Raw genomic sequence first — 17,048 nt, 5'->3', positions numbered from 1 at the left:
CCCAGGGGTGGGCCACCCGGCCGTGGCGTTCCCGGGCCCCGGCCCGGTCCGCGCTCACAGCACCTCGTGCACGGCCTCCGAGACGGCCGCGATCCGGGTGTACACCCCGGGGTGCTCGGCCTCCGCGCAGCCCGCGCCCCAGGAGACCAGCCCGGCCAGCCGCCCGGCCACCAGCAGCGGCCCGCCGCTGTCGCCCTGGCAGGCGTCCTTGCCGCCCCGCTCCTCGCCCGCGCACACCATGCTGCGGGCGTCGTACGCGCTGTCCGGGCCGCCCGGGTAGGCGCGGCCGCAGACCTCGTCCGAGATGACCGGCACGGTGACCTGGCGCAGCGTGTTCGAGTAGCTGCCGTTGCCCCGGGTGTCGCCCCAGCCGAACACCGTGGCCGGGGTGCCCGCCGCGTACGGCTCGGTCTCGCCCGGGCCCACCATCTCCAGCACCGGCCGGCCGTCCTGCGGCTCGGCCAGGGTGAGCACCGCCACGTCCCGGGTGTTCGCGGTGAAGCTGTAGCCCGGATCGATCCACACCCCGCGCACCGCCACCTCCCGGCCCGCGCTGCCCCGCAGGTCGTCCCGCCCGACGATCACCCGCAGCCCGGGCCGGTCGGTCGGCCGGGCCGTGGTCTCGTCGTAGAAGCAGTGCGCCGCCGTGACCACCTTGGTCGGGCTGATCAGCGCCCCGCCGCAGAACTGCCCGGAGCGGGCCGAGCCGAACTGCTGCCGGCTGGCCAGCGCCACCATCCACGGGTGGTCCCCGGTGCTGGCGCCGGTACCGCCGATGATCCGCCGCTGCGCGACGGCCGGCCCGGCCGCGCCCAGCGCGACCAGCGGGGCGGGCAGGGCGGCCAGGGCGACGAGCGCGACCGCCCGGCGGCGGAGCCGAGGCGCGAACGTGTCCAGGATGGGCACCGGTTCTCCAGGGGGTTCGGCGAGCTGGGGAGGCGCTCCGAACGGGTCCGAGCCGGTCCGGGCGGAGCTGCGACAACCTGCCCAGCGTAGTCACCCCCTCACCCGCCGTGCCCGCACCCTGACCGTCCACCACCCCATCAGGCGACCCCCGGACACGCGAACGGGCCCCTCCGCCTGTGGCGGAGGGGCCCGTCCAGGTGACTCGGGCCGACCGGGGTCAGTCCAGGTAGTCGCGCAGCACCTGGGAGCGCGACGGGTGGCGCAGCTTCGACATGGTCTTCGACTCGATCTGCCGGATGCGCTCGCGCGTCACGCCGTAGACCTTGCCGATCTCGTCCAGCGTCTTCGGCTGGCCGTCGGTCAGGCCGAAGCGCATCGAGACCACGCCCGCCTCGCGCTCGGACAGCGTGTCCAGCACCGAGTGCAACTGCTCCTGGAGCAGGGTGAAGGAGACCGCGTCGGCCGGGACGACCGCCTCGGAGTCCTCGATCAGGTCACCGAACTCGCTGTCGCCGTCCTCGCCGAGCGGGGTGTGCAGCGAGATCGGCTCGCGGCCGTACTTCTGGACCTCGATGACCTTCTCGGGAGTCATGTCGAGTTCCTTGGCCAGCTCCTCCGGGGTGGGCTCGCGGCCCAGGTCCTGGAGCATCTGGCGCTGCACGCGGGCGAGCTTGTTGATGACCTCGACCATATGCACCGGGATGCGGATGGTGCGGGCCTGGTCGGCCATGGCGCGGGTGATCGCCTGCCGGATCCACCAGGTCGCGTAGGTGGAGAACTTGTAGCCCTTGGTGTAGTCGAACTTCTCGACCGCGCGGATCAGACCGAGGTTGCCCTCCTGGATCAGGTCCAGGAAGAGCATGCCGCGGCCGGTGTAGCGCTTGGCCAGCGAGACCACCAGGCGGAGGTTGGCCTCCAGCAGGTGGTTCTTGGCGCGGCGGCCGTCCTCGGCGATGATCTCCAGCTCGCGCTTGAGCTTCGGGGCGAGCTTGTCGGCCTGGCTCAGCTTGTCCTCGGCGAACAGGCCGGCCTCGATCCGCTTGGCGAGCTCGACCTCCTGCTCGGCGTTGAGCAGCGGGACCTTGCCGATCTGCTTGAGGTAGTCCTTGACCGGGTCGGCGGTGGCGCCGGCCACCGCGACCTGCTGGGCCGGGGCGTCGTCCTCGTCGTCGTCCGAGAGCACGAAGCCCTGGTCGGTCTCCTCCTCGGCCTCGCCCTCCTTGCCGTCGCCGGGCAGAGCCACGTCCTCGAGGAGCTCCTCCTCGCCAATGACGTCCTCTTCGCCGGCCTTGGCACCGGGCTTGGCGGCCGCGGCGGTCTTCTTGGCGGCGGTCTTCTTCGCGGGGGCGGCCTTCTTGGCCACCGCCTTCTTCGCCGGGGCGGCGGCCTTCTTGACGGCGGCCTTCGCCTCGGCGACCTCGATGGTCTCGACGCCGACCTCGGTGCTGGCCACCGCGGCCACCGAGACCGACGGGGCCACGGTCGCCGCCGGGGCGATCCGGACCGGGGGCTTGGTCTGGGCGACCGGCGTGCGGGTGGTGACCGCCTTGGTCGCGGTGCGCTTGGTGGTGCTCTTGGCCGCGACGCTCTTGCGCTTGGCGCCGGCCGGCTCGGCCGCGCTGACCATCAGCTCCACCCCCTCCTCAATCAGCACCTGGTTGAGGCTGCGCATGACGTTCTTCCACTTGGTGACCGGGATCTGGTCCGCCTCGAACGCGTGGCGCACGTCGTCACCGGCGATCTGCCCCTGGGCCTTGCCCCGCTCGATGAGCGCCAGCAGTGCCGCGGACTCGGCGATCTCGGGGGAAGGGAACGGGATGTGCTGGCCGACACGAACAACCTCTCGGACGATGAGTGGACACGAACCCGCGCCGACCGGCCCGACTGCTCGGGCTCGGACGGGTGGACGGTGACCGGGGTCTGCAGGACGGCAGCAGCGCCGCGGACCATCACAGCCAGCTGGCTTGTGGTGATATTCCGGAGCTGCTTCCGCTCCGTACACATCGCTGCCGCCCCTCAAGTGTTACGCATGCCCGTCGTGGCGCCCGTCACACCACCCGAGGGCCGGTGCGGGCAGCCCCCGAGCGGCCTATCCGCAGGGTCGGAGCGGCCTCGCGGGCGGGGCCGCACCGGGCCGGGCGGGCGGCGTCGCACCGGCCCGGGGGTGGTCGGTCGGACGGCCGGGCTCCGACGTGCCGACGCGCCGATGCGCCGCCGTGCCGCCGTGCCGATGGCCCCTCGGCTGCGCGGGTGGGGCAGCAGAAGGGCCATCCGGTCGGAGCTCGGAGCGGCGGTCGGGGACGGCCGCTCAGTGCTCGCGCGGCGCGGGGACGGCGTGCTCGATGTCCGGGTGGACGGTGAGCAGCGCGCGGACGGCGGCCTCGGCCGCGGTGCCGTCGCCGGTGCCGAGCGCGTCGACCAGCCGGGCGTGCAGGCTGACCGCCGAATCGGACGGGCGCTCGCAGGTGGTGCCGGAGCCGCCGGAGACCTGGAGCGCGTTGGCCACGATCCCGGACAGGTGCTCCAGCATCCGGTTCCCGGCCATCTGCAGCACCAGGCCGTGCAGTTCGGCGTCGGCCCGGGAGTAGCTGACCAGGTCGCCCTGGCTCCCGGCCTGGCCCATGATCTCGGTCAGCTCGACCAGCCGGTGCTGGACGTCCTCCCGGCCGTGCCCGGCCGCAAGCCGCGCGGCCAGCGGCTCGATCGCCCAGCGCAGCTCGAACAGCTCGCGGCGCTGCTCGTCGCGCTGCGGGCCGAAGGCGCGCCACTCGATGATGTCGGGGTCCAGCAGGTTCCAGTCGCTCACCGGGCGGACCCGGGTGCCGACGTTCGGCCGGGCCGAGACCAGGCCCTTGGCCTCCAGCACCCGGAGCGACTCGCGCACCACGGTGCGGGAGACCTCGAAGCGCTGGCCGATCTCCTCCGGCACCAGCGGCCGGTCGGCGCCCAGGTCACCGGAGACGATCATCTGGCCGAGCTGCTGGACCAGCTGGCCGTGCAGGCCGCGGCCGCGGCTGCTGGTGGTCTTCCGACCGATCCGGGAGAGGTCGCTCTCCGCGCCCTCCCAGCGGGGGGCGGGCGGAGCCGGGCGGTCGGCGTACGGGAAACGGTCCAACTCGGAGGCGGAGATCGACTCGGCCTGGCGAGCGGCGGTCACGGTGGGGTGCGCAAGGGTACTCACGCCATCCTTTGTCGGCGATCGGCGGAGTCGCCTTGAGCATTCTCGTGAAAAGCACACGAAAGGGTGATCGGCCGTGTCTGGATAATTGACTTCTTATCAGCCGGAAATGCGCATACCGGTCATCAGGTACGGATTTCCCCAGGCGTCACCTCCGTCCCGGCTGTCACACCGTCAGGGCTCCTTCCGCCGGCACTCCCCCGGTTTTTCCCCGCACGTTCCGCGCGTCTCGTCGTGGTGCGGGGGCCGGCAGGTGCCTGGTCAGAGGCTCCGGCGGCGCAGTTGGGCCAGCACCGCTGCCAGCACCAGCAGGGCGGCCGGGGCCAGCAGCGCGGCGACCACCACGCCGTCCAGCGCGCCGGCGGTCCGGTCGGCGGCGTCGCGGACCCAGTCCAGGCCGTACTGGAAGGGCATCAACTCCCGCACCCAGACCGGCCAGTTGCGGCCCGTGCGGTGCAGCAGCAGACCGGTGGTGGGCTCCAGCAGGGCGGGCAGCGCGCCGGTCAGCAGGACGCCGACGACAGCGCTGCGCACCAGCGAGGTGATCAGCAGACCGGCCCAGCCGCCCGCCACCGCCAGCACCACGAACGCCGCCAGCGGGCGGCCGATCCCGCCCGCCGCGAACGGGCCGGCGGGCAGGCCCGACAGGTCGAGCACTTCCGACGCGTCCACTCCGCCGGGCAGCGCGAGCCGCGCCGCGAGGGCGTTCACCCCGAGGGCGGCCACCGCCAGCAGGACCGCTGCCGCGCCCACCACCAGCGACTTCGCGAGGAGCGCGCCCAGTCGGCGCCCCAGGGTGACCCGCGAGGCGGACAGGCCGGGCCAGCGCGCCTCGTTGCCGTAGGCCAGCGCGCCGAGCACCGCCGCCGCGAGCGCGGTCAGCGGCAGCGGCAGGACCGGCACCACCGCCGCGACCGACCGCACCGCGTCCGGCACCGCCAACTCCCCGGCGGGCAGCCGGTGCGCCGAGAACGCCGCCACCGCCGCGTTCACCAGCAGCGCCCCCACGACCACCACCCACGTGGAGCGCACCCCGCGCAGCCGACGCACCTCACTCGCCACCACTCGCACGGTCACTCACTCCCGTTCTCGTCGCCGACGGCGCTCCGCCGCACCGCCCCTTGCGGGTCCACCGCACCCGTTCCGCCCGGCCGGACCTCCCCCGACTCCGGCGGCCGCCCGGCAGGTTCGACCCGTTCGGCTCGTTCTGTCCGTTCTGTCCGTTCTGTCCGTTCGGTCGGTTCGGTCGGTTCGGTCGGTTCGGTCGGTTCGCCTCGCCCGGCCGGGCGCAGTTCGGTGGCGTCGGCCGACCAGGGGCGTCCCGGGAAGGGGTGGACGGAGGCGGCGGGACGGGGGCTGACTCCCCTGATCCGGGCGGGAGTCAGCAGCTCCGCGTCGGTCGGGTTGGCGGCCAGGTGCTCGGTGTCGATCGCGGCGGGGCCGGCCACCGGCTCCACCACCGCTCGTTCCGTCTCCCGCGCCGCCCGCGCCGTCCCCGGCGTCCCTGCCGGCCCCGGCGTCCCCGCCGACCGGCCGAGCGCGGAGGCGCCGCGGGGCGTCCGCCTGGTCAGGTCGACGCCGGGGGCCGGCGATGCCTGAACGGGGGCGGTCGGCGCGGGCACGGACACGGCGTGGTCCTGCACCCGGACCTGAGCCGACCCCGGCCCGCGCCCTTCTCCCCCGCCCTTGCCCTCGGCCGCTCCCGCTCCCTTTCCCCGAGCCGGCGGGTTCGGCGCGAGGGCGGCCGCGGCCCAACGGCCGGCCTGGAGGCCGCGGTGGTCGAGCGGGCGCTCGGACTCCGGCCCGGCGGGGCGGCCGACGGTCGCGGGCCGGTGCTCGCCGGAGCCGGCCGCGGCGGGCTGCCCGGTGCGGTCGGGCTGCGGCTGTCCGCCCGCGTCCTGCCGGGCCTTCACCTCGGGGGCCGCGCCCTGGCGGACCGTCCGGATCGACACCTGGCCGGAGCGGCCCGAACTGCTCGGCAGGGCGGAGGGGTAGGAGACCGGGCGCCGCACCACGCGGTCGGCCAGCTCGTGCAGCAGGATGCCGTTGCGGTAGGCGAGTTCGCCGACCTCGGTGCGGTCGATGCCGCTCACCGCGAGACCGGCGCCGCCGTCCCGCCGGACCTGGCCGCCCTGGGCGACCAACAGGTCGGCGAGGCGGGCCATCTGCGGTCCCCGGACCAGGACTTCGGGGTGCAGCCTGGTGCGGCGGAACTCCACCACCGGCTGGTCGGCGGCCAGTCGGCCCGCGTCCAGGGTGACCACCCGGTCGGCGAGCGCGGCGGCCTGCTCCGGGGAGCGGGTGGTCGTCAGCACGGTGCCGCCCGAGAGCGCGAAGGAGCGCAGGAAGGCCCCGAACCACTCCTCGCCGTTCGGGGACAGGCCCTCGGTGGGGGCGTCCAGCAGCAGCGTCGAGGGGTTTCCGAGCAGGGCCGCGGCCAGCGCGAGGCGGCGGTGCATGCCGGGCGAGAAGGTGCCGATCCGGTGGCCGGCGACGGCGGCGAGCCGGGTCTGCTCCAGCAGGTCGTCGGCGCGGCGCGCCGGGACGCCGATCGCACCGGCCAGCATCCGCAGGTGGGACCGGGCCCGCTGCCCCGGGTGCCCGGCCTCCGGGCGGCCGGAGGGCAGCAGGACGCCGATCTCCCGCTCCGGGCGCCGGAGCCGCCGGTACGTCCGGCCGTCGAACAGGGTGAGGCCGTGGCCGCGCTCCAACCCCACCATCAGCCGGAGCGCCGTCGACTTGCCCGCGCCCTCGTCCCCGAGCAGCGCGGTGACCATCCCGGGACGGGCGTCGAAGGTCAGGTCCAGCACCGCGGGAGGACGCCCCCGCCGGTACGCCTTGGTCAGTCCGGTGATCTGGATCATCGCCGCCCGCTCCCTCGCCCGCCGACAGACCGGGGATGTCCACCTGGCCCGAGCCTGCACAGTAGGACGCGGAAGCGGTGAAACCAGGCATTCCGGATGGGTCGTGGGCGGTGTTAGCGCCGACCTCACCCGTACAGGGGACAGCCCTCCCGCCGGGCTGACGCTTTCCTCACGGTCCGTCACCACCCGTCGGCAGCAACGGTTTCGACACCGGCACCGGTCGTACCGCGTCGGTCGTTGCCCCTGCCGCGGGGCCCCGGGGAGCGCGGGTCAGGACTCGGGGCGCAGCATCGGGGGGTTGAGGACGGTGGCACCGCCGGCGGTGAACAGCTGGGCGGGGCGGCCGCCCTGACGGGTCGTGGTGCCGCCGGAGGGCAGCAGGAAGCCCGGGGTGCCGGTCACCTTGCGGTGGAAGTTGCGCGGGTCGAGCACCACGCCCCAGACCGCCTCGTAGACCCGGCGCAGCTCGCCGACGGTGAACTCCGGTGGGCAGAAGGCGGTGGCCAGCGAGGAGTACTCGATCTTGGAGCGGGCCCGCTCCACCCCGTCCGTCAGGATCTGGCCGTGGTCGAACGCGAGCAGCACGCCGTCGTTGCGCTCCTCGCCGAGCAGTTCGCTCACCGGCGCCCACCGGGCGCTGCTGGCGTCGCCACCCGCGCGCGGCGAGGGCAGGTCCGGGGCGAGGACCAGGTACGCGACGCTCACCACCCGCATCCGCGGGTCCCGCTGCGGGTGCCCGTAGGTGGCGAGCTGCTCCAGGTGCGCGCCCGCGGGGGTCTGTCCGCCCGGGAGACTGCCCGGCAGCGACTGCGCCCGCAGCCCGGTCTCCTCCGCCAGCTCGCGGGACGCCGCCTCGGCCAGGCCCTCGTCCAGCCGCACGAAGCCGCCGGGCAGCGCCCAGTACTCCTTGAACGGCGCCTCGCCGCGCTTCACCAGCAGGGCGCACAGCTCATGGTCGCGCACCGTCAGCACCACGAGGTCAACCGTGACTGCGAACGGGGGAAGGCCGACGGGTCATAACGCGACATGGCGTCGATCTTAGTCGTCTCTCTGACGATAATCACAGACCACAGCGTCTTTCCCCCTCTCGCCGCCCCACCCCGCCCCGCCCCGCCCCACCCCGTCGCGGCGGGGCGGGGCGGGGCGCTCAGCTGGCGGCGAGTTGCAGGAACGACGGCGCCTCCTCCACGACCGCGACGCCGATCCGGCTGACCCGGACCGAGAACGGCTCGCCGGCCACCCGCAGGCCGGTCAGTTCCAGTGCGCCCAGGGGGGCGGTGCTCGCCGGGCGGGTGGCCACCCGTCCGGACGGGACGTCGGGCCGGACGCCCGCCAGCGAGAGGACCAGGTGCACGGCGGCCGCCGCGGAGACCGCGGCCGGACGGCAGGCCGCCGGGTGCGGGACGGGCGGGCAGTCGGCGACCTTCTGCTCACCGGCGTACATCTCCGGCAGGCGGCCCTCGAAGTGCGCGGACGCCTCCAGCAGGCCCTCCAGCAGGATTTCGGCCTCCCGCTCGAACCCGGCGTCCACCAGCCCGCTCACCGCGAGCGCGGTCTCCTGGACCCGCACCGCGCCGCTGCGGTGGCCGAGCGGGTTGAACCGGGGGGACTTCGCGCTCAGGGTGCGCAGGCCCCAGCCGCAGTCGAACTCCGGGGTCACCAGGCGCTGGGCCAGCAGCCTGGTCTGCTCGCGGTCGAGCAGACCTTCGTGCAGTTCGCCCTCGGCGGCCAGGCCCAGGTCGAAGAGGTGGACCAGGGTGGAGGCGACGGCCGGCACCGGCCGGTCCGGTGCCAGCAGGGCGGCTGCCGGACGGCCGCCGGACAGGTCGTCGATCCAGAACCGCTCCCGGAACCGTTCCCGCAACTCGGCTGCCCAGGAACGCCACTGGGCCGCGCCCGGCCGGTCGAAGGCGTCGAGCAGGTCCGCGCCCTGGAGGGCCGCCCGGTGGGCCTGCGCCTGGACCTCGCACCTGGCCGGGCCGGGGCGCGCGGCGCGCTCCTCCGCCGGGCGCCCGAAGTCGGCGACGAACCCGACCGGGCCGTCCGGGCCCTCCACCACCGCGGACCGCAGCGCGCCGAGGGCCCGTTCCGCCGCCGGCAGCAGTTCGGCGACCTCGGCCCGGGGCATGCCCCAGCGCCAGGCTTCCGCCAGCACCGTGACGAACAGCAGGGTCGCCTCCGTCGCGGTGCAACTGGCCGGCAGCTCGGGGCCGCCGTGCCGCAGCGGACCGGGGATCACCCCATCCATCGCCTGGGCCGCCGCACCGGCCTCGCCACCGGGCGGGTTCGGCCCGCCGACCGGGCCGGGGGCGCTCCCCGGCACCGGCCCGGCCGCGCCGCCCTCCGGGGCCGACCCGCCGTCACCCGGAGCGGAGTCGGCCGGTCGGGCCGCGAGGTTGGGAACGGCAACGGGAGCGGCGGGGGCGGTGGTGGCCTGCGGGGCCGCCTGGTGCTGACGGCGGGCGACCGCCCGCAGGGTGCCGGCGGCGAGCCGGGTGCCCAGCGGCAGGGTCATCCTGGCAGCCCAGAGCGCGTCGGCGGCGGTGAGGCCGAAGCGCCAGGGTGCGCCCGAGGCGGTGTAGAGGTCGGTGGGCCGGTCCGCGTCGGCGAGCAGCAGGCCGCCCAGCGAATCCAGGGCCCGGGAGACCAGCCGGGCGGCCCGGCGGTCGTCGGCCCGGACCTCGGGCTCGGACCAGGGCAGCGGCACCCCGGGGCCGCGCCCGGTCGGTGGCCGGCCCGTCGACGGGGTCTCCAGCTCGGCCCGGAGGTCGACCGACCAGCGGGCGCCGGGCTGGATCTCCAAGTCCCAGCGCAGCACGCCCGCACCGGCCAGCACCGCGTGCGGCGAGGGCCGTGCGCTGACGGTGGCCGCCCGGCCCTGGCCTACCCAGCGCAGGCCGGACGACTGGACCTGGCCCGGCAGGTCGGCCGAACGGCGGCCCGCCGCGATGTCGGTGAGCAGGCCGAGGTCGGTGCCGAGCGCGATCTCCAGCGGGAGCCGGGCCGGGCGGGCGCCCGTGTTGCGGACCGTCACCGTCTCGGCGCCGTCGGCGTGCCGCAGCCGCTCGACCGTCAGTGCCGGGTCCGGGTCGAGGTCGCCCGGTACCCGGACCGAGCCGACGAACCGGGCCGCCGCCGTGGACGTCAGGGTGCCCTGGAGCGGGAGCGGCTCCACGCCGCCCAGCCGCAGCTCCATCCGGGCCAGGGTGCGCACCCCGTGCCGGAAGAAGCCGTGCAGCCCCTGGCCCCGCAGCTGGCCGTCCGGCCCGGACGACGCCATGCCGGGGGCGTTGACGCACAGCACGTCGTGCGCGGCGGAGGGCTGCGGTCTGGGCGGCGCCGCCGGACCGGGCTGCCGGGCCGCCCCGGCGGCGGGCGCGCCCGCCACCTGCTCGGACCGGCCCACCGGCGCTCCGCCCGGAACCGGCGGCTGGTCGGCGCGCGGGACCGGCCCACCCCGTCCGGCCATCGGATGGCCCGGGGCCTGCCGCGTCACGGTGCCGTACGGCGGGGTGCCGCCCCCGTACGGCGCGCCGCCGGCGGGGGTGCCGTACGGGGGCGTGCCCGCCGGGGCCGCGTAGGGGTGGGCTGCTGCCGGGTGAGGGGCACCCGAGGGCGGTCCGGGCGGCGGTGTGCCGTGCGGGGGCACGCCGCCGTGCGAGGGCGTCCCGTAGGCCGGGGTGCCGTGCAGGGGGGTGCCGTAGGCCGGGGTGCCGGGAACCGCCGGGCCGGCTCCGGGCGTCCCAGGGGCGGGAGCGCCGGGCATGCCGGTGCCGTACGGGGGCGTGGCCTGACGGGGGGTCGGAGGGCCGACCGGCCGGGCGGGGGGCACGGGGGCGTCACCGGGGACCGGTGGGGTGGCAGGGGGCAGCGACTGGGGTGCTGCGTGGGGTGGCCTTGAGTCGGTCACCGGGTTCTCCTCCCCTCGACCGGCCGAGGGCTGCGGGCCCGGTCGGCCGCGAGCGTGCTCGATCGCGGACTGTGCTGCTCTGCCGCCGGAACACGCGGCTCTGACTCTGGTCGGACCGGACCACCGGTGCTCCGTCCCGGCCGGGGTGGTGTCCCGGACCGGACGCCGGGGCCGTCCGGGAGCCGGCTGCGCCGGGTCGAACGACGCGTGGCCGGTGCCCGACGCGGTCGGCCCGGCCGGGGTGGACCCGGAGGTGCCGGTTCGGGTGGTGGTGTTCTGCAGATTGAACGCACCACACCTGCCCCAGGTCACGCCCGCCCGGCGGACGTCCGGTCGGAGGCGGCCGTGGGCCGAGGGTGGTTCGGCGCTCCGCGACCGGCGCCCGGGGCGCCCGCTGTGTCGTGGTGCCGTTCGAGGTTCTCCGCATGTGGCGGACGCCCCCCGGCGGCTCCTGTCCGCCGTCAGGATACGGTGCGAGGACGACAGCGGACGCACCGGTGACCCCGGCGATCGGCGCCGCGACCAGCCTGTGACCAGCTCGCACCTAGGAGTTGCATGTCCCCCCTCGGCCGCATCCCCGGAATCGTCACCACCGACCACGTCTTCCGGGTGCCGCTGGACCACAGTGCCCCCGGCGGCGAGTCGATCGAGGTCTACGCCCGCGAGGTGGCGGCGGCCGGACGCGAGCACGACGAGCTGCCGTGGCTGGTGTACCTGCAGGGCGGCCCCGGCGGGAAGGCCAACCGGCCGATGGGCCGGGACGGTTGGCTGGACCGGGCGCTCGACGACTACCGGGTGCTGCTGCTGGACCAGCGCGGCACCGGCCGCTCCACCCCCGCCAACCGCCAGACCCTGGCCCGGCGCGGCGACGCCCGGCAGCAGGCCGAGTACCTGGCGCACTTCCGCGCCGACTCGATCGTCCGGGACGCCGAACTGATCCGCCGCCGGCTGCTCGGCGACGACGCCCGGTGGAGCCTGCTGGGGCAGAGCTTCGGCGGCTTCTGCACCCTGACGTACCTCTCGCTGGCCCCGGAGCACCTGCGCGAGGCCTTCGTCACCGGCGGCCTGGCCGGTCTGCGCCGCTCGGCGGACGAGGTCTACCGCGCGGCCTACCCCCGCGTCGCCCGCAAGAACGCCGGTCACTACGCGCGCTTCCCCCAGGACGTGGCGGCGGTACGGCGAATCGCGGCGCACCTGGTCGAGCGGCCCGCGACCCTTCCCGACGGCGGCACGCTGACCGTCCAGGCGTTCCAGGCGCTGGGCATCCTGCTGGGCGGCGGCTCGGGCTCCTCCGTCCTGCACTACCTGCTGGAGGAGGGCTGGGTGGAGGGCGCGGACGGACCCGAGCTCTCCGACACCTTCCTGGCCGGGGCGCAGTCGCACCTGTCCTTCGCCCAGAACCCCCTGTACGCCGTCCTGCACGAGTCGATCTACGGGCAGCGCTCGGTCGACGCCGGGGCCACCGACTGGTCGGCGGAGCGGGTGCGCAAGGAGTTTCCCGAGTTCGACGCCGAGGCGGCGCTGGCCGGGGACGGGCCGGTGCTGCTGACCGGCGAGATGATCCACCCCTGGATGTTCGAGACCGACCCGGCGCTGCGGCCGCTGCGCGAGACGGCGCAGCTGCTGGCGGAGCGCACCGACTGGCCCGACCTGTACGACCTGCCGCGCCTGGCGTCGAACCAGGTACCGGTGTACGCGGCGGTGTACCACGACGACATGTACGTGGACACGGCGCATTCGCTGGAGACCGCGGACGCGGTGGCCGGTACCCGGGTCTGGGTCACCAACGAGTGGGAGCACGACGGCGTGCGCACCAGTGGGCGGACGGTGCTGGACCGGCTGATCCGGATGGCGCGCGGCGAGGTCTAGCCGACCGCCCCGCGGCCGCGGGCCGAGGGTTCGCATGTCAGTCTCCGATCGCGTGTCGGTTTCGGTGCACCCGGACGTGCCGGACGCGGACTCCCGGCGGAAGGAAGCGGTGCGGGCGCGGACGGCGCCCCGGGTCGGGTCGGCAGGCCGCGGCGGTCGGCCCGTCGGTCGCGGCGGGCGGTGTGGGCGGAGGGCCGTCGCCCGGGCTCTCGCCTCCTCCCGGCCCGGGCCCGTCCGGCTCGTTGCCCGGTGCCAGGTCCGGGGCCGGTGCCGAATCCGATCCCGGCGCGGGTGCGGGTGCGGGACACCTCGGTGCGGGCTCGGCCGCATCAGCTCCGGGGCCGGGACCGGGACCGGCCTGGGGCCGGTCCGGGCCTCGGTGGTCGAAGCCGTCGTCCGGTCCGTGCGGAGCGGGGCTGCCGCCGCCGGCCGATTCTCCGCCGGGCCCTGCGGGTTCCGCGGGCTGCGGGGCCGGTGCGTCGCGCAGCCGGGTGGTGCGCTCGCGGCGGACCACCCGGAGCAGGGCTTCCGGGGCGATGCCGGAGTTCAGTGATTCGTAGAGGAGTTGGGCCAGGGTGTAGCCGGGTTCCAGCTCCAGTGCTCTGGCCAGCACGATCCGTGCCGTGGCCGAGTCTCCGGCCAGCCAGGACGTCCAGGCCAGCAGGGTCATCGGCGGGACGGCGAGGTGTTCGAACGGGTCGACGCAGCGCTGGACCAGGAACCGCCACAACCGCTGGGCGGTGGCGAGTTCGTCCGGTTCGGCGTACTCGGCGGCGCGGTCCCGGCCGAGTTTGTCCTGCATGCCGATCAGCAGCCTGGCGGTGCGGGCGGCATCCAACTCGCTCGCTCCGGAAGAGAATTCGGCCATCGCCTCGGCGAGCACCCCGGCGGTGCGCTCGACGGCCGCGGCCCGGCCGCCGGGGCCGGCCAGTTCACGGATGAAGGGCGGCCCGGCGTCCTCCAGGGCGCGGCGCTGCACCTCGGAGAGCGGTGGACCGACCGGGGCCAGCCCGGCCACGATCGCCTTGCGGCTGCCCCGCGGGGCGAGGCCCGCGTAGGTGGCCGCCGCGGCGAGCGGGCTGGGCTGGTGGGCCGCCCGGACCGGAGTGCCGTCCGGTGGACAGCAGTCGACTCCGGTGCACAGGAAGGACCACCAGCGGCCGGCGGAGACGCACAGCGACTCCTTGACGACCACCCGTTCCTCCTGGAAGGCCCGGGCGAGCGCGTCGGCCAGCGGGCGGAGCCGGGTCAGCACGGCGTGCCCGCCGCCGCCGGGCGCGCGGTCGTCCCCGGCGGGGTCCCGGCACAGGTACAGCAGGACTTGGACGGGGCGGTGGGCCCGCTGCTCGGACAGCTCGACCAGCAGCCGGGCGGATTCCGCCGCGGTGCGCTCCCAGCAGGCCGGGTCCTCCGGGATGTCGATCCGGATCACGCCGCCCTGGTCGAGCGCGGTGCCCTGTAGGCCCACCGCGACGATGCTGTCGTCGGGGAAGAAGCCCAGCAGGTACGGGAGCATCTCCGCCATGTCGGCGGGGCCGCGCAGCCGGACCGGGAGGTGGCCGGGGCGCGGGACGGGGGTGGTGGTGCGGTCGTCTGCGGTCATGGCGGAAAGCTTGGACCGGATCGCGGTCGGCTGCGGACAATTCGTCCCAGCCTGTGGATAAGTCGGGGGGTTCAGCATCTCTCCCCCCTGAATCACCCGTATTTTCGGCGATTACGGCGATTTGACAGCAGCTCAACCGATGAACGCCACTCTGTCCACAGCCCGGCATTCGCGGTCCGTCCGTGCCGCACGGTATCCATGACCTCATGCAGACGCGCGAACTCCCCCCGACCACCCCCGCCGACCGCGCCGCCGTCCGGGCCGCCGCGGAAGCCGTGCTGCGCGACCTCGCCGGCCCGGGCGCGGCCCTGCGCGAGGACCAGTGGAAGGCCATCGAGGCGCTGGTGGTGGACAGCCGGCGCGCCCTGGTCGTCCAGCGCACCGGCTGGGGCAAGTCCGCCGTCTACTTCATCGCCACGGCGCTGCTCCGCGAACGCGGCGCCGGACCGACGGTGATCGTCTCCCCGCTCCTCGCCCTGATGCGCAACCAGGTCGACTCGGCCGCCCGGGCGGGCATCCGCGCCCGGACGATCAACTCGGCCAACCCGGAGGAGTGGTCGGAGATCCAGCAGGAGGTCGCCGACGGCCTTGTCGACGTCCTCCTGGTCAGCCCGGAGCGGTTGAACAACCCCGACTTCCGGGACCACGTGCTGCCCAAGCTCGCCGCCTCCACCGGCCTGCTGGTGGTGGACGAGGCCCACTGCATCTCCGACTGGGGCCACGACTTCCGGCCCGACTACCGGCGGCTGCGCACCATGCTCGCCGAGCTCTCCCCCGGCGTCCCGGTGCTGGCGACCACGGCGACCGCGAACGCCCGGGTCACCGCGGACGTCGCGGAGCAGCTCGGCACCGGGGCCGGTGACGAGCAGGCGCTGGTGCTGCGCGGGCCGCTGGACCGGGAGAGCCTCAGCCTGGCGGTGCTGGCGCTGCCCGACCCGGCGCACCGGCTGGCCTGGCTGGCCGACCACCTGCCCGACCTCCCCGGCTCCGGCATCGTGTACACCCTCACGGTGGCCGCCGCCGAGGAGGTCACCGAGTTCCTGCGCGGGCGCGGGTACCAGGTCGCCTCCTACTCCGGGCGGACCGAGGACGCGGAGCGCCGCGAGGCCGAGGCGGCACTGCTGGACAACCGGGTCAAGGCGCTGGTCGCCACCTCCGCGCTCGGCATGGGCTTCGACAAGCCGGACCTGGGCTTCGTGGTGCACCTGGGGTCGCCGAGCTCCCCGATCGCCTACTACCAGCAGGTCGGCCGGGCCGGCCGCGGCGTGGACCGGGCCGAGGTGCTGCTGCTCCCCGGCCGGGAGGACGAGGCGATCTGGCGGTACTTCGCCTCGATCGGCTTCCCCGCCGAGGAGCAGGTCCGCCGCACGCTGGACGCGCTGTCCGCGGCGGGCCGCCCGCTCTCCACCGCCGCGCTGGAGACCTCGGTCGACCTCCGCCGCACCAGGCTGGAGACGATGCTCAAGGTGCTCGACGTGGACGGCGCGGTCCGCCGGGTGCGCGGCGGCTGGGAGGCCACCGGGGAGCCGTGGCAGTACGACGCCGCGCGGTACGCCAAGGTCGCCCGGGCCCGCGAGGCCGAACAGCAGGCGATGCGCGAGTACGTGGCCACCGAGGGCTGCCGGATGGAGTTCCTGCGCCGCCAGCTCGACGACCCCGAGGCGGCCCCGTGCGGCCGGTGCGACCGCTGCACCCCGGCCCGGCACTCCGCCGAGGTCTCCACCGGGGCGCTGGACGCGGCCCGGGCCGCCCTCGGCCGCCCCGGCGTCTCCTTCGAGACCCGGCGGATGTGGCCCACCGGCATGGAGTCCCTGGGCATCCCGCTGAAGGGCCGAATCCCGGCGACCCAGCAGGCCGAGCCGGGGCGCGCCCTGGGCCGGCTGTCCGACATCGGCTGGGGCACCCGGCTGCGCTCGCTGCTGGACGAGCGCTCCCCGGACGGGCCGCTGCCGCGCGAGGTGCTGGACGCGATGGTCGGGGTGGTCGCGGACTGGGCCAGGGGCCCCGGCGGCTGGGCCGGGCCTGCCGGTCCGGACGGCCGGCAGCTCGCCCGTCCGGTCGGGGTGGTCGCGCTCGACTCGTCCACCCGTCCCCAGCTGGTGTCCGACCTGGCCGGCGGCCTGGCCTCGATCGGGCGGATGCCGCTGCTCGGGCGGGTCGAGTACGCCACCGGGGAGCCGCCGCACGGCCCGCGCAGCAACAGCGCCCAGCGGCTGCGCTCGGTCGCCGGTGCGCTCACCCTCGCGCCGGGCCTGGCCGACGCGCTGGCCGCCGCGCCGGGCCCGGTCCTGCTGCTCGACGACCTGGTGGACTCGGGCTGGACGCTGACGGTGGCCGCCCGGCTGCTCCGCCAGGCCGGCGCCACCGCGGTGCTCCCGCTCGTCCTCGCCGTCCGGGGGTGAGGCCGGGCTCCGCGACCGTCTCAGGGCCGCCGGTGGCCGGAAGGCATGCGCTCCTGCGGCCGGGCGGGGCGGTGCGCCCGGGCGCGGGGGGCGGCGTACACCGGAACGTTTCGGGCCGTACACCCTGCGCTCACCGGCAGGTCAGCCGAATGGCCCTGCCGGGGGCGTGGAACATACCCGGCAGAAGCCCGGATTTCGGGCTGCGATCGTCATTTCATCATTGCCGCTCGGACTGCTCTCGCCCGAGAATTGGAAGGTATCCAGTACCCGGTCCTCCGGACCCGGTCTTCGGCGTACGCTCGCGCGCTCCAGGGGC

At 75.6% G+C, this 17,048-nt stretch carries 8 protein-coding genes and 2 pseudogenes; 2 read left to right on the top strand and 8 right to left on the bottom strand.

Annotation, left to right across the window (positions count from 1 at the left end):
- Positions 1-54 precede the first annotated feature (54 nt).
- From QMQ26_RS24840 to QMQ26_RS24810, 7 genes and pseudogenes are all read right to left on the bottom strand, one after another.
- A complete protein-coding gene (locus QMQ26_RS24840) occupies positions 55-906 on the bottom strand; it encodes a S1 family peptidase (RefSeq protein WP_282202734.1) in 852 nt (283 codons plus the stop codon).
- Between the two features lie 217 nt (positions 907-1,123).
- Positions 1,124-2,739: pseudogene (locus QMQ26_RS24835) on the bottom strand (RNA polymerase sigma factor).
- A 475-nt stretch (positions 2,740-3,214) separates the two neighbouring features.
- A complete protein-coding gene (locus QMQ26_RS24830) occupies positions 3,215-4,087 on the bottom strand; it encodes a FadR/GntR family transcriptional regulator (RefSeq protein WP_100840379.1) in 873 nt (290 codons plus the stop codon).
- 258 nt (positions 4,088-4,345) lie between these two features.
- Positions 4,346-5,146, bottom strand: a complete 801-nt coding sequence (locus QMQ26_RS24825) for a hypothetical protein (protein ID WP_159073340.1) — start codon at positions 5,144-5,146, stop codon at positions 4,346-4,348.
- An 11-nt stretch (positions 5,147-5,157) separates the two neighbouring features.
- Positions 5,158-6,948, bottom strand: a complete 1,791-nt coding sequence (locus QMQ26_RS24820; RefSeq protein ID WP_282202733.1) for an ATP-binding cassette domain-containing protein — start codon at positions 6,946-6,948, stop codon at positions 5,158-5,160.
- A 270-nt stretch (positions 6,949-7,218) separates the two neighbouring features.
- A pseudogene (locus QMQ26_RS24815) lies at positions 7,219-7,976 on the bottom strand (NUDIX hydrolase).
- 119 nt (positions 7,977-8,095) lie between these two features.
- Positions 8,096-10,354, bottom strand: a complete 2,259-nt coding sequence (locus tag QMQ26_RS24810; protein ID WP_282202731.1) for a glycogen debranching N-terminal domain-containing protein — start codon at positions 10,352-10,354, stop codon at positions 8,096-8,098.
- Positions 10,355-11,413: 1,059 nt separating this feature from the next.
- Between QMQ26_RS24810 and QMQ26_RS24805 the strand changes: the two genes are divergently transcribed.
- A complete protein-coding gene (locus tag QMQ26_RS24805; protein WP_282202730.1) occupies positions 11,414-12,727 on the top strand; it encodes an alpha/beta fold hydrolase in 1,314 nt (437 codons plus the stop codon).
- Between the two features lie 37 nt (positions 12,728-12,764).
- Here QMQ26_RS24805 and QMQ26_RS24800 read toward each other — a convergent pair whose 3' ends face one another.
- Positions 12,765-14,330 (bottom strand): DUF4192 domain-containing protein, encoded by a 1,566-nt coding sequence (locus QMQ26_RS24800; RefSeq protein WP_282202729.1) that lies wholly within the window; start codon positions 14,328-14,330, stop codon positions 12,765-12,767.
- Between the two features lie 206 nt (positions 14,331-14,536).
- Here QMQ26_RS24800 and QMQ26_RS24795 point away from each other — a divergent pair, with 206 nt between their 5' ends.
- Positions 14,537-16,732 carry a DEAD/DEAH box helicase gene (locus QMQ26_RS24795; RefSeq protein WP_282202728.1) on the top strand — a complete coding sequence of 732 codons (2,196 nt, stop codon included), beginning with the start codon at positions 14,537-14,539 and terminating at the stop codon, positions 16,730-16,732.
- Positions 16,733-17,048 lie beyond the last annotated feature (316 nt).

The sequence above is a fragment of the Kitasatospora fiedleri genome (assembly GCF_948472415.1).
Classification (GTDB): Bacteria; Actinomycetota; Actinomycetes; order Streptomycetales; family Streptomycetaceae; genus Kitasatospora; species Kitasatospora fiedleri.
Note: the sequence above shows the minus strand (reverse complement) of the source record. Positions and strands in the feature narration are given on the sequence as shown.